Source organism: Tsuneonella sp. HG249 (assembly GCF_053819205.1).
The window spans coordinates 900,850-913,550 of sequence record NZ_JBSOQY010000001.1 but is presented as its reverse complement, the minus strand read 5'-3'; the positions used below and the strand labels follow the sequence as shown (position 1 = coordinate 913,550).

Sequence of the window (12,701 nt, the reverse complement as noted above, 5' to 3'; positions counted from 1 at the left end):
GGGCACGGCCTTGAAGGACTTCGCGCGCTCCGGCGATCCGGCGGTCCAGGCGCAGCTCGACCGGCTGGCCAAGCTCTCCCTGCCGCAAGGGCGCTTCGGGCTCGAGACGATTCGCGCGCTGCTGGCCCGCGTCGGCAACCCGCAGGACCGCGTTCCGCCGGTGTTTCACGTCGCCGGCACCAACGGTAAGGGCTCGACCTGCGCCTACTTGCGCGCGATCCTCGAGGCCGAGGGGCTGACCGTTCACGCGGCCACCAAGCCGCACCTGGTTCGCTATAACGAGCGCATCCGGATCGCCGGCGCGCTGATCTCGGACGCCGAGCTGGCCGCGCGCCTACAGGAAGTGCTCGACGCGGGCGAAGACCTCGGCCCGAGCTTTTTCGAGGTCACCACGGCCGCCACTTTCCTCGCTTTCGCGGCAAGCCCGGCCGACGCCTGCGTGATCGAGGTCGGCCTCGGTGGCCGCTTCGACGCGACCAACGTGATCCAGCATCCGGCGGCCTGCGGCATCGCCAGCCTCGGCATCGACCACGAAGCATTCCTGCTCGCCCCCGAGGAAGGCACGCCCGACGATCCGCTGGCCCGTATCGCCTTTGAAAAGGCGGGCATAGTCCGCTCCGGCCGTCCGCTCATCACGCAAGCCTATCCGGAGGCCGCCGAGCTCGAGATCGAGCGCGCCGCGCTTATCGCGGCCGCTCCGCTGCATATGCGCGGGCGGGATTGGTCCGCGCATCTGGCCAAGGAAATCGAGTACGAGGACCGGCATGGGCGCCTCGCACTCCCCTACCCCGCGCTGCCCGGAGCGCACCAAGCCGACAACGCCGCGCTCGCGGTAGCGATGTTGCGCCACCAGGACTTCGTACCCGTGAGCGCCCGAGCGCTGGCCGAAGGTATCGCCGACGCTCGCTGGCCCGCCCGGCTCCAACGGCTCGGCGAGGGGCCGCTGACCTCGCTCGTTCCCGGCACCGAGGTCTGGCTCGACGGCGGGCACAACCCCGATGCGGGCGCCGCGATCGCGCGGCACTTCGATCGCCCGTTGCACCTCGTCATCGGGATGCTGGCGAGCAAGAACCCGCTGGCGATCGTCGATCCGCTCGGCGATCGCATCGCCGGCATAGCCGTAGTCCCGGTGCCAGGCAGCGAGAGCCATCCAGCCGAGGCATTCGGATCTCGCGCGCGCGCTTACCCTACCGTGGATGACGCACTGCGCAGCGTTCCCGCCGACCGAAAACCCATCCTGATCTGCGGGTCGCTCTACCTCGCCGGCGAAGTGCTGCGCGCCAACGGCGAGATCCCCGACTAAGCCGCTTCGGGGGCTACCACTCCGGAATTGGCCGAGCGCCGTTCGCGCGCCCATTCGAGCAGGCAGAGCACCACTGCGATCCCGCCGATGGCGGTGGTGAAGATGAACACGTCGTAGAAGCCACGCTCCTCGATCGCCTGCCCCAGCGCACCGCGTCCGAGAGTGCCGACAAGCAGGGTCAGGGAGGACAACAGCGCGTACTGCACCGCGCTGTAGCCCTTGGCGACGATCGACGAGAGCCACGCAACAAACGCCGCCCCGGCGATGCCGACGGCGAGGTTCTCGGCGCCGATCGTGATGATCAGCTTCGCAAGCTCGGGCCGTGCGCCGAAGCTCTCCACCATGGCGGTCAAGCCCACGCCGTCGCTTACCGCGCCCATCGTATGCCCGCCCGCCGCGAGGTCCGCGTAGAGGAGGTTGGTTAGCGAGGCGAGCACAGCACCCAGAGTGAGTGTCGCCATCCGGCCGATCGTGGTGAGCAGCGTGCCGCCGATAGCGAGCCCCGCGACGATCGCCCCCACGCCGATGAACTTGGAAGCCAGCGCCACCTCGTCGTTGGTGTACTTCAACTCACCGAGATAGAATGGGTAAGCGAACGTGCCCCAGATCGCGTCGCAGATGCGGTAGGTGAGCACCAGCGCGAGGATCAGTACCAGCGACCAGCCGAGCCGGCCGACGAACTCGACCAACGGGAGAACCAGCGCGCGGTAGAGATGGTCGGCGACCACTGCACCGCCAGTGGCGACCGGAACGTCCTCCTGCAAAAGCAGGTCGGGGTTGCGTTGCTTGCCGACCAGCCAGCCGGCGATCAGCGCGGGAAGAACGATGGTCGCGATGACGATCAGCGGCCCGGCGGTAGCGGTGAACGCGGTCGGGTCGGGCCGGTCGTCGGGCGCAGCGGTCATCGACATGACCATGAACACGATCACGGTGGTGAGCGCGGCGGCCCACAGCGTTCCGATCGCCAGCAACGCCTGCATGCGGACCTTCGGCGATAGCTGACCCTTGCGGCGCAACTCCAGCATCGCGTCCTGTTGCTCCGCCGTAGGCGCAACGACGTCGGCGTCGGGCGCGAACAGGCCAGCGATACCGATCGCCAGCAGGATTCCGCCCATCAGCAGGTAGGTCTGCGGCCAGCCGATCCGCGCTGCCAGGATCAATGCCAGCGCGCCGCCCACCAGCGACGAGAGGCGAAAGCCCATTTGGTAGACGGTCGACAAGATGTCGAGGGGCGCATCGTCGTCGGCGATGTCGATACGCCAGGCGTTGATGGCGATGTCCTGCGTGGCGCTGGCGAAGGCGCCGATCGCCGCCAGCAGGCTGAACAGCCCGAGGGCGCTGCGCGGGTCGAGCAGGCTCATGACCACCAGCACGCCGCCCAGGACCAGCTGAGCCGGGACGATCCACTGCTTGCGCTTGCCGAGCTTGCGGAAGAACGGGATGTCGATCCGGTCGACCAGCGGCGACCACAGGAACTGGAAGGCGTAGGAAAGCCCGATCAGGCTGAACACGCCCATGGTCTCGAGATCGACCTCGGCCTCGGTCAGCCAGGCATAGAGCGTGCCGAGAAACAGCGCGAAGGGCAGGCCGCTGGCAAAGCCGAACAGCGCCATGAATCCGACTTTGCGGTTGCCCAATGCGCGCACGAGCGTGCGGAACCCCGGTTTCTTCGCAGCGGCTTCGGCCATTCCCTAGCGTCCTTCCCGATATCGTTGTTTCGTGCGACAATTAGCGCCGGCAGAGGAATAGGGAAGATGGCCATGAACGAGGCCGTAACCGCGCCGGGGAAAAGCCCCACCGCCGGCCAGCTCGCGCTCGCCGAGGCCCTCGCGCGCGGCGAGACGCGGCCCGCGAGCGGGATTACGCAGGTTCCCGCATCGGTTTACACCGACCCAGACCATTTCGCGCGCGAGAAGGCAGCGCTTTTCGATCGACTGCCGCAGGTGCTCTGCCCCAGCGCGCTCCTGCCCGAACCGGGCATGGCGGTGCCGCACGACCTGACCGGCAAGCCGCTGCTCGTCACTCGCGACAAGGCGGGCGCAGCCCACGTGTTCCTCAATGTGTGCCGTCATCGCGGCACGCGGCTGGTCGAAGGTACCGAGGCGGAGTGCGCCGCGCGTCTGGTGTGCCCCTACCACGCTTGGACCTATCGGCTCGACGGCGCGCTTCTCGCGTTGCCGCGGCCCGATGCGTTTCCGGGCCTCGACAAAGCCGATTACCATCTCGTCGAGCTGCCGAGTTGCGAGGCAGGCGGGCTGATCTGGTATTCTCCGAAAGACGAAGCAGACTTCACACTCGCCCGCACGCTGGGCGAGGACATGGACGCGTTCGGGGCGGCCGACCACTTCCACTTTCGCCGCAAGACGCACGAGGTACGTGGAAACTGGAAGCTGATCATGGACGCGTTCCTTGAAAGCTACCACGTCACCCGCCTCCACGCGAAGACGATCGGGCCGTTCTTCAAGGATGGGGTGACCAGCGGCGACATGATCGGGCCGCACGCCCGAAGTGCCGTTGGCCGAGTGGACGAACTCGACGGGATCGACCTCACCGACATGGCCGCGCTGCGTCGCCGGGTGACGTTCGCCTACCAGCTACTCCCCGCGACGGTGATCATCCCCAGCCCCGACTACATCAACGTGATGGCGCTGTGGCCCACCTCGCACGACCGCACGCTGGTCGAGGATTTCATGCTGATCCCTGAGCCTCCCGCCACCGACAAGGCGCGCGACCACTGGGAACGGAGTTGGGCGCTGCTCGACGGCGGGGTGTTCGCGGCCGAGGACTTCCGCGCCGCCGAGCTCGGCCAACAGGGTCTCTCGACCGGCGCGGTTCCGCACTTGACGCTGGGCACCCTCGAAGGCGGCATCCAGCGCTTCCACCAGACCGTCAGCGAGGCGTTGCGCGCGGCGAACTGAAAGCCTAGTCGCCCCGCCATGCCCGATAGCCCACGACCCGAAGGCGAACGCATCGCCAAGCTGCTCGCGCGCGCGGGCGTCGCCAGCCGGCGCGAGGTCGAGCGGATGATCGCCGAGGGCCGCGTGTCGATTGCGGGCAAAGTGCTCGACACGCCGGCAACGATCCTGCCCGATCTCAAGGGCGTCACCGTCGACGGCAAGCCGGTCGAACGCGCCGAGCCCACGCGGGTGTTCGCGTTTCACAAGCCGGCGGGTCTGATCACCGCCGAGCGCGACTTCTCGGGCCGGCCGACGATCTACACCGCGCTGCGCAACGCCATGCCGCGCAATGCCCCCCGGGTGATGCCGATCGGGCGGCTCGATCTCAATACCGAGGGCCTGCTCCTCCTCACCAACGACGGCGGCCTGAAGCGTGCGCTCGAGCTGCCATCGTCCAACGTGCCCCGCACGTATCGCGCCCGCACTTTCGGCGATGTCAGCCAGGCGGATCTCGACGAGCTGATCGAAGGCGTCGAAATCGACGGCGTGCGCTACGGCAAGATCGAAGCCGACCTCGAGCGCGGTGCCGGGCGCAACCGGTGGATCCTGCTCACCTTGACCGAGGGGAAGAACCGCGAGGTGCGGCGCGTGCTGGAACATCTCGGGCTCCAGGTCAGCCGCCTGCTGCGCGTCGGCTACGGCCCGTTCAATCTCGGTGACCTGCCGCGCGGCACGGTTGCCGAAATTCCGCAAGTGCAGGTCGAGAGGCTGCGCAAGAGCCTCAAGGCATGAGGATAATCGCCGGCGAATGGCGCGGCCGCAAGCTCGTCGCGCCCAAGGGAGAGGCAACGCGGCCCACGGCCGACCGGACGCGCGAAACCCTGTTCAACATGCTCACGAGCCGGGTCGGCAGCTTGGAGGGGCTGGCGGTCGCCGATCTCTTCGCCGGGTCGGGAGCCCTCGGCCTGGAAGCGCTGTCGCGCGGCGCGGCATCGTGCCTGTTCGCCGACAGCGACAAGAGCGCGCTCGATGCGATCCGCGCCAACATTTCGGCGTTCGGCGCGCGCGGCCGGGCTGATGTGCGCGCCGGGTCGGTGATGGCGCTCGGCGCGGTGGGGACCCCCTTCGACCTCATCCTGCTCGACCCGCCATACGGCACCGGCGCGGCGGCGGTTGCCTGCGACCGATTACTGCGATTGGGCTGGATCGGCCCCGCGACCTGGATCGCAGCCGAAACGGGAAGCAAGGAGGCGGTCGAAGTGGACCGGCTGACCGTCGATGCGGAGAGGAAGGTCGGCAAAGCCAAGCTCACCCTGCTTCGCCTCGCTAGCTAGGCGACACGGTGCCCAGATGGGCAAAGGGCGCCCCTCGCAGAGCGCCCCTCCCCGTTTCTGCGACCCGGACGGATTACTTCTGCGGCTTCTTGCCCGGGATCTCGCTGGCCGGCCGTCCCGGCCAGTAGTTGAGCGGACGGTTGCCGTAGTTCTTGCCCGCTTCACGCGGGTTAATGCAGCTGTCGGTCACGGTCGCGCTGCACAGCGGATATTCGCCCGCCGTCGCCGCTGGGGTGGTCTGAGTGACTGCGTTGCTGACCATCTGCGGGTCGCGGCCGGCGACGGCATTCGCGGCCGCCGCTGTGGTAGCAACTTGCGCGGTAGCCGAGGCATTGGCCGACGGGAGGCTCGCCATCTGCTTTGCGATCGATTCCCAAGCAGCGACGCGCGCCTCTGGGGCCATCGCGTAGAGTCGAGTGCGTTGCTCGTCGTTTAGCATCCACCAGCCTTCCTGCTGGGTGGGCGTGAGCGTCCAGTAATATACTTTGAAGTCGTTCGACCATGCGTCGTAGCCTGAGCGTCGCTCGAGCGGCCACGCGTCGTAGACTGGTTTCTGCGTCGGGGTCAGCACATACACGTCGCCGTCAGCGGCGACGGCGAGTTCCTGTGCTCCGGCCGGAATGGCCAGCGCCAGCGCGGCGGCGCCGGCGAAAATCAGCTTGTTCATCGGTTCTCTCCTGATGGGGTGTCCCTTTGACTACGCACTAAACATTCCGCAGGTTCCGACGGCGGGTTGCGCCCACGGGCGATGTTCCCTAGCTGTTCGCATCCCCATGACGTCCGATCCCGCCATCCCTGCGCCTCCCGCCGACGAACAAGTTCCGGCCTATGCGCAAGGACTTAACGCGCCACAGCGCGAGGCAGTTCTGACCACCGAGGGCCCCGTGCTTATGTTAGCCGGCGCGGGTACCGGAAAGACTGCGGCGCTCACCGCAAGACTCGCCCACCTCGTCGCGACGCGGCGAGCTTGGCCCAGCGAGATCCTCTGTGTCACCTTCACCAACAAGGCCGCCCGCGAGATGCGCGAGCGTGTCGGGCGGCACATCGGCCCAGCGGTCGAGGGAATGCCCTGGCTCGGCACGTTCCACTCGATCGGCGCCAAGATGCTGCGCCGCCACGCCGAGCTCGTCGGACTGCAATCGAACTACACGATCATCGACACCGACGATCAGCTACGCCTTCTGAAGACGCTGATCGTCGCCGAAGGCCTCGACGAAAAGCGCTGGCCCGCGCGCCAGCTCGCTGGGCTACTCGACCGGTGGAAGAACCGCGGGCTCAATCCGCAGGACCTCGATGCGATCGAGAACGAAGCCTACGCTAACGGCAAGGGGCAGCAATTCTACCGGCTCTACCAGGACCGGCTGAAGGCATTGAACGCCTGCGACTTCGGCGACCTGCTGCTCCACATGCTCAACGTGTTCCGCAGCAACCGCGAGGTGCTCCAGCACTACCAGCAGCGCTTCAAGTACATCCTCGTCGACGAATACCAGGACACCAACCAGGTCCAGTACCTATGGCTCCGCCTGCTCGCGCAGGAGCGCAAGAACATCTGCGTGGTGGGGGACGACGACCAGTCGATCTACTCGTGGCGCGGTGCTGAGGTCGCCAACATCCTCAAGTTCGAGAAGGATTTCCCCGGCGCGGCGGTGATCAAGCTCGAACAGAACTACCGCTCGACCCCGCACATCCTCGCTGCCGCCTCGGGCCTCATCAACGCCAACAGCGAACGGCTCGGCAAGACGCTGTGGACCGAGGTTCCCGCGGGCGAAAAGGTTCGCGTGATCGGCGTCTGGGACGGGCCCGAGGAAGCGCGCCGCGTCGGCGAGGAGATCGAGCGGCTCGAGCGCGAGGGCGCGGGCCTAGACCAGGTCGCCATCCTCGTTCGCGCGCAATACCAGACGCGCGAGTTCGAGGACCGCTTCATCCAGATCGGCCTCAATTACCGCATCATCGGCGGCTTCCGCTTCTACGAGCGCACCGAGATCCGCGATGCCCTTGCCTACCTGCGGGTGATCGCCAGCCCGTCCGACGACCTCGCGTTCGAGCGTATCTACAACCAGCCCAAGCGTGGCCTCGGCGCCAAGACGCTCGAGCAGATGCACCGCCACGCCCGCGCCACCGGGATGCCGCTTGCCGCCGCTTCGCTCCAGCTCGCGGACTCCGACGAGCTGCCACCCCGCGCGCGCGGCACGATCGCGCAGCTGATGGGCCAGTTCCTTCGCTGGCGGGACATGGCCGAGACCACCGCGTCCGCCGAGCTCATCCGCCTGGTGCTCGCCGAGAGCGGCTACGAGGCGATGCTCAAAGCGGAAAAGAGCGCCGAGGCCGCCGGGCGACTCGAAAACCTCTCCGAGCTGGCCCGCGCGATGGAGGAATACGACACCCTCGGCGATTTCCTCGAGCACGTCGCGCTGGTAATGGACAATGACCGCAACGACGGGGGCGAGAAGGTCACCATCATGACCATCCACGCGGCCAAAGGCCTCGAGTTCGACCACCTCTTCCTCCCCGGCTGGGAGGAAGGCGTCTTCCCCAGCCAGCGCGCGCTCGACGAGGGCGGCCTCGCCTCGCTCGAGGAAGAGCGTCGCCTAGCCTACGTCGCGATCACCCGCGCGCGGCGGCGCTGCACGATCCTCCACGCCGCCAACCGCCGCATCTATGGGCAGTGGACCAGCTCGATCCCGAGTCGCTTCGTCGGAGAGCTGCCCGCCGACAACATCTCGGAAGAAACCACGCTCACCGGCGGCGCTTCGCTGTGGCGCGCGCAGATGAGCGAGCACGACGACCCATTCGCCCACCTCGCGCGGGCGCAGCCCGCGCGCACCCTGACGCGCGGTCCGGGGTGGCAGAGGGCTCTGACCACCGGCTACGACGCCACACCCCATCGGGTGAAGGAGAATATCCGCAGCGCCGCCAGCTTCGCCGCCAAGCCGCGCGGCGACATCGCGGTCGGCCAGCGGGTGTTCCACGACAAGTTCGGCTATGGGGAGGTGGTCGACCAGGAAGGTAACAAGCTCGAGATCGAGTTCGAGCAGGCTGGCCGTAAGCGGGTCATCGACAGCTTCGTGTCTGTCGCCTGAGCCGCCGACCTCGCTTCGACGCAAAGGACTAATTTCAGGCGAAATCGGTGGAACCGAGGGTGTTCCTCCGCGTTCCTCCGTGATGTCGAAGACTATTCTGATCGTGGAAGATGAGTTCCTCGTCGCACTTGAGATGCAATGCATCCTCGAGGACGAGGGCTACGACGTGTTGGGGATCGCCGCCGATCTCGAAGGCGCGCTCGCCTACACGAACCGCAACATAGATCTCGCTCTGGTTGATCTCAACTTGCGCGACGGGCTCACCGGGCCCGAGATCGGCGAGCGCCTCGCCAAGGAGCATGACGCTGCGGTGCTATTCGTCACTGCCAACCCGCGTCTCCTCGGCAAGGGCATTTCCGGCACGATCGGGGTAATCACCAAGCCTACCGATGAAAACGTGCTCTTGTCGGCCGTGCGGTACGGTCTTCGCCGAAAGGTGGGCGACTCTGTCGAAGCGCCGCCGTTTATCCGCTGCTTCGGCTGATCAGCCGCGGCTGACCCGGTCGGCCGCGACTTCCACGCGGACCCGCAGGCCTTCCGGCGCCCACGTTCGCTCGATCTTCCCGCCGAGCTGATCGGTGATGCTGAGATCGGTCAATCGCGCACCGAACCCCTTGTAGCTGGGCTCCCCGTCGATCGGCGGGCCGCCAAGTTCTTCCCAAGTGACCACGACCTTCCCGGCGTGATTGTCGATCCGTATGCGGACCGTTCCCTCGGGCGCGGACAGGGCACCGTACTTGGAAGAGTTCGTCGCGAGTTCGTGAAAGACGAGCCCGATCGGCGTGGCCCCGCGATCGTCTACCGCGATATCGTCGCCCTCGATCGTAAGGCGCCCCTCGTCGAGCGCGGGATAGGGCTTCAGCAATCGCGTCAAGAGTTCGATCAGCGTTCGTGGCCCATCGTGCGGCGTGCTTTCCTCGCTGTGCGGGCGGACGTAGTCGTGCGCCCGGCCCAGCGCGGCAACGCGGGCCTGCAATTGGCGCGCAAACTCTTTCATGTCGGGAAACTGGCGCGCCGAGAGGCCGATCAAGCCGTTCAGCACGGCGAAGATGTTCTTGATCCGGTGGCTGAGTTCGCGGCTGAGAATCTCGTTCTGCTGCGCGGTTTCCTTGTGCTCGTGGATGTCGGTGCAGGTGCCGACCCAGCGGATGATCCGGCCGCCCTCACCCCGCACCGGCAACGCACGACCGAGCGTCCAGCGATACTGGCCGGAATGATGGCGCAGGCGGTACTCGATCTCGTAGGGGTCGCCCGTCGCGAGGCTATGGCGCCACACCGCCCAGGCTCGTTCCTGGTCATCGGGGTGGAACATGTCGTTCCAGCCCTCGCCGTCGGTCGAACCCTCGGGCATCCCGGTGAACGAGTACCACTGGGCGTTGTAGTAATCGTGAGCGCCGTCGGGCAGCGTCGACCAGACCATCTGCGGCATGGCGTCGGCGAGTTCCCGGAAGGTAATCTGGCCAGCGGTCTGACCGGTCTGATCGGCGATCGAAGTGTCCACGGGCCCCTTTCTGTAAGCTCACCATCCGAGCCCGCGCGCGGCTTAACCCAGCGTTGCTTGCCAATAATTAGACTTCAGTTCGAACGCAGCAACGGGAAAATTCCTGGTTGGTTTCCCGACGATCGGTCGACCCCCGAAAGGTTCCGCTTTCCGTCTCTAGCATGCAACCGCCGATAATCACCAAATGACGCGGAACTGCCTGCAATAACCGTCGTTTACGCGTCAATGCCCGGCCTCGCACTTGCCTTGCTCCAGCTTGCCACAACGCAAACCGGCACCTTTCCACATGACATCGAAGTATCCGCTCGCGCGCGCGCACGTGAAGCCGCGGTGCGGCAACAAGGTCGGGCTTCGCTGGCACTTAGTGTATCGCCCGGCGTTGCGCCACCTGTCGAGGTCGAGCGCTCCGCGCCGGCCGGAGCCCAAAACTATCGAAATCTCACGATCACGGTCCGCGGGGCCGTCCGCATCGCGGATCCGTTCGTGCCGCCCAATACCACGCAACAGGGGAATACAGATGAAGCCACTCCGCCCTAGCATTGTCGCTACCGCATTCGTTTCCGCGGCTCTGCTGGCCCAGCCCGCCGCGGCGCAGAACCGAGCGCGCACGCAAGCAAGCGGTAGCAGCCCGGCGGTGGCGATTCTCACCGCGGTCCCGGCCGATCAGCAACCGGACGTAGTGCTCGACATTCCCAACCTGTCGGTGGAATCGATCACGCTCGAAGTCCAAGGGCTCGAGGCCCACGTGGCGCTCGACGCGAGGCTTGCCAGCCTGCTGCATCTCACCGCGGGCGCGGATGCCAAGCTCGATTCGGTCAAACTCGATATCAAGGGTGTACAGGCCCAAGCCGCGCTGATCGTTCGGCTCGACAACGTTCGAGCGATCATCGAGCGCACCCTGCAGACACTGGACAACAACCCTCAGATTATCACCCAACTGACCGGCACTGTGGACAACGCGGTCAATGCCACCGGCGGCGTGGTGAATAGCACGGTGCGCAACGTCGGCGACCTCACCCAAGGCGTGCTGCGCTCGGGCGCGGTGCTCGACATCGCCCGCACCGGGCTGACCGTGGTCGGCGAGACGGTCAATGCCACGGGCGAAACGGTGCGGCGCCTGCGCGGTGCGGACGGCATCGTTTACGAGGTGGTCACCAACACAGCGGGCCGCATCCTCCGTTCGGCGCGCGTCAGCGGCTGAGCCGCGCGGGGAATCGGAAACCTCACCGCGCCCACTCGTTGACCGGCTGAAGGAGAAGAAGAATGTCGAGTGAAACCGGCAACGCGCAAGGGCGTAAGGAGAACCGCGGCAGCGGCGCGCCGAACCAGGCCGAGCAAGAGATGGAAGGCCGCGACCCGAACAAGTCGAACGCCCGCGACCGCGAAAATCGCAAGGGCGGCGACAACTCCGGGTCACTATAGGTCGCCCTAACCTAGGTTGTTAGCGGAACCGCGCTGCTCGGTCCCGGTTGGCCATCGGAGGGAGGGCCGCGCTGCCCCCGAAATCCCGCTGACGGAGCTGAATAGCCGATGAAGGCCGCGATTAAGACTGCCGAGGGAACCTTCGCGATCGAGGAGGTCGAGGAGCCGGTCCTCCTCACCCGCGACTTCGTGAAGGTCAAGGTCCGGGTGGCGGGCATCTGCGGCACCGACCTGCGGCACTGGCGCCAGCCCGACGAGAAGCTGTGCGGCAAGATCACGGGCCACGAGGTCGCCGGCGAAGTGGTGGCGGTGGGGCAGTCGGTCACCAACGTGAAGCCGGGCGACCGCGTAGTGGTGGAAACCGTAATGGGCGACGGCGTCTGCCCCTACTGCCGCATCCAGCGCTACAACATCTGTGAGCATCTCTACGACGTGCGCATGAAGTACGTCTACCATGCCTACGGCGAGTACCTCGTGGGCCCTTCGGAGAAGATGTACCGCCTGCCCGACAACGTGAGCTTCGACGACGCCACGCTGGTCGACACCCTCGCCGTTTGCCTCCACGCGCAGCATCTTTCCGGTCTGACGATCAACGACAAGATATGCATCATCGGAGCCGGACCGATCGGCCTCGGCCAACTCATGCTCGCGAAGGCCAGCGGTGCCGACGTCATGATCACCGACTTGGTCAACAGCGCGCTCGAACTGGCGAAAGACCTCGGCGCCGACGTTGTCTGCAACCCCGCCGGCGAGGACGTTGTTAAAAAGGCCATGGAGTGGACGGAGGGTCGGGGCGCAGACATCGTCTTCGAATGCGCGGGCGGGGAGGCGATGCCGGTCACTCTACCCCTGGCTACCAAGATGGTGCGGCGGGGCGGCAAAGTGATGATCATCGGCGGCTTCGACGAAGGGGAGACCGCAATCCCGCTCGAATGGCAGCGTATCCAGATGTCCGAGATCCAGCTCGTGCCGACCGCGAGTTTCGCTTATCGCGAGATTTACGCCGAGCAGGGCGAGGTGATCGAGCTTATCTCCAGAGGTAAGCTGCCGGTGAACAAGCTGATTACCCACCACTTCAAACTCGATGAAATCAACCAGGCATTCGACGTCGCACAGGACAAGCAAAACACCGGGGCGGTGTTCGTGGCGATCGAAGTAAGCTGA

The 12,701-nt window shown here is 66.2% G+C and carries 12 protein-coding genes; 9 read left to right on the top strand and 3 right to left on the bottom strand.

Annotated features, from left to right (window positions below):
- The first annotated feature begins 10 nt into the window (after positions 1–10).
- Positions 11–1,303, top strand: coding sequence for a bifunctional folylpolyglutamate synthase/dihydrofolate synthase (locus tag ACWPM1_RS04485; RefSeq protein ID WP_455693638.1), 1,293 nt, complete (start codon positions 11–13; stop codon positions 1,301–1,303).
- On the opposite strand, the gene ACWPM1_RS04480 is transcribed toward ACWPM1_RS04485, so the two are convergent.
- Entirely contained in the window at positions 1,300–2,991 is a 1,692-nt protein-coding gene (locus ACWPM1_RS04480) for an AmpG family muropeptide MFS transporter (protein ID WP_455693637.1), read from the bottom strand. The genes ACWPM1_RS04485 and ACWPM1_RS04480 overlap by 4 nt on opposite strands.
- 72 nt (positions 2,992–3,063) lie before the next feature.
- Between ACWPM1_RS04480 and ACWPM1_RS04475 the strand changes: the two genes are divergently transcribed.
- The 3 genes from ACWPM1_RS04475 to rsmD are packed head-to-tail and all read left to right on the top strand — an operon-like array spanning position 3,064 to position 5,534.
- The gene (locus tag ACWPM1_RS04475) at positions 3,064–4,221 is read left to right on the top strand and encodes an aromatic ring-hydroxylating oxygenase subunit alpha (protein WP_455693636.1); all 1,158 of its coding nucleotides are present in this window, start codon (positions 3,064–3,066) and stop codon (positions 4,219–4,221) included.
- Positions 4,222–4,239: 18 nt separating this feature from the next.
- Positions 4,240–4,992, top strand: a complete 753-nt coding sequence (locus tag ACWPM1_RS04470; protein ID WP_455693635.1) for a pseudouridine synthase — start codon at positions 4,240–4,242, stop codon at positions 4,990–4,992.
- Positions 4,989–5,534 (top strand): 16S rRNA (guanine(966)-N(2))-methyltransferase RsmD, encoded by a 546-nt coding sequence (gene rsmD / locus ACWPM1_RS04465; protein WP_455693634.1) that lies wholly within the window; start codon positions 4,989–4,991, stop codon positions 5,532–5,534. Before ACWPM1_RS04470 ends, rsmD begins: the two co-directional genes overlap by 4 nt.
- A gap of 73 nt (positions 5,535–5,607) precedes the next feature.
- On the opposite strand, the gene ACWPM1_RS04460 is transcribed toward rsmD, so the two are convergent.
- Entirely contained in the window at positions 5,608–6,201 is a 594-nt protein-coding gene (locus tag ACWPM1_RS04460) for a hypothetical protein (RefSeq protein ID WP_455693633.1), read from the bottom strand.
- 106 nt (positions 6,202–6,307) lie between these two features.
- On the opposite strand from ACWPM1_RS04460, the gene ACWPM1_RS04455 reads away from it, so the two are divergent.
- Both ACWPM1_RS04455 and ACWPM1_RS04450 read left to right on the top strand, forming a co-directional pair.
- Positions 6,308–8,614: an ATP-dependent helicase gene (locus ACWPM1_RS04455; RefSeq protein WP_455693632.1), complete on the top strand. Its 2,307-nt coding sequence runs from the start codon at positions 6,308–6,310 to the stop codon at positions 8,612–8,614.
- A gap of 82 nt (positions 8,615–8,696) precedes the next feature.
- Entirely contained in the window at positions 8,697–9,098 is a 402-nt protein-coding gene (locus tag ACWPM1_RS04450; protein ID WP_455693631.1) for a response regulator, read from the top strand.
- Here ACWPM1_RS04450 and ACWPM1_RS04445 read toward each other — a convergent pair whose 3' ends face one another.
- Positions 9,099–10,115, bottom strand: a complete 1,017-nt coding sequence (locus ACWPM1_RS04445; RefSeq protein ID WP_455693630.1) for a PAS domain-containing protein — start codon at positions 10,113–10,115, stop codon at positions 9,099–9,101.
- Between the two features lie 517 nt (positions 10,116–10,632).
- Here ACWPM1_RS04445 and ACWPM1_RS04440 point away from each other — a divergent pair.
- The 3 genes from ACWPM1_RS04440 to ACWPM1_RS04430 all read left to right on the top strand — a co-directional run bounded on the left by ACWPM1_RS04440 (position 10,633) and on the right by ACWPM1_RS04430 (position 12,701).
- The gene (locus tag ACWPM1_RS04440) at positions 10,633–11,316 is read left to right on the top strand and encodes a hypothetical protein (protein ID WP_455693629.1); all 684 of its coding nucleotides are present in this window, start codon (positions 10,633–10,635) and stop codon (positions 11,314–11,316) included.
- A 62-nt stretch (positions 11,317–11,378) separates the two neighbouring features.
- Positions 11,379–11,537 carry a hypothetical protein gene (locus ACWPM1_RS04435; RefSeq protein ID WP_455693628.1) on the top strand — a complete coding sequence of 53 codons (159 nt, stop codon included), beginning with the start codon at positions 11,379–11,381 and terminating at the stop codon, positions 11,535–11,537.
- A gap of 108 nt (positions 11,538–11,645) precedes the next feature.
- Positions 11,646–12,701 carry a zinc-dependent alcohol dehydrogenase gene (locus tag ACWPM1_RS04430; RefSeq protein ID WP_455693627.1) on the top strand — a complete coding sequence of 352 codons (1,056 nt, stop codon included), beginning with the start codon at positions 11,646–11,648 and terminating at the stop codon, positions 12,699–12,701.

Coding starts and splice junctions, on each gene's coding strand:
- ACWPM1_RS04480 (WP_455693637.1), bottom strand. CDS start 2,991: ATGGCCGAAGCCGCTGCGAAGAAACCGGGGTTCCGCACGCTCGTGCGC.
- ACWPM1_RS04475 (WP_455693636.1), top strand. CDS start 3,064: ATGAACGAGGCCGTAACCGCGCCGGGGAAAAGCCCCACCGCCGGCCAG.
- ACWPM1_RS04470 (WP_455693635.1), top strand. CDS start 4,240: ATGCCCGATAGCCCACGACCCGAAGGCGAACGCATCGCCAAGCTGCTC.
- rsmD (WP_455693634.1), top strand. CDS start 4,989: ATGAGGATAATCGCCGGCGAATGGCGCGGCCGCAAGCTCGTCGCGCCC.
- ACWPM1_RS04460 (WP_455693633.1), bottom strand. CDS start 6,201: ATGAACAAGCTGATTTTCGCCGGCGCCGCCGCGCTGGCGCTGGCCATT.
- ACWPM1_RS04455 (WP_455693632.1), top strand. CDS start 6,308: ATGACGTCCGATCCCGCCATCCCTGCGCCTCCCGCCGACGAACAAGTT.
- ACWPM1_RS04450 (WP_455693631.1), top strand. CDS start 8,697: ATGTCGAAGACTATTCTGATCGTGGAAGATGAGTTCCTCGTCGCACTT.
- ACWPM1_RS04440 (WP_455693629.1), top strand. CDS start 10,633: ATGAAGCCACTCCGCCCTAGCATTGTCGCTACCGCATTCGTTTCCGCG.
- ACWPM1_RS04435 (WP_455693628.1), top strand. CDS start 11,379: ATGTCGAGTGAAACCGGCAACGCGCAAGGGCGTAAGGAGAACCGCGGC.
- ACWPM1_RS04430 (WP_455693627.1), top strand. CDS start 11,646: ATGAAGGCCGCGATTAAGACTGCCGAGGGAACCTTCGCGATCGAGGAG.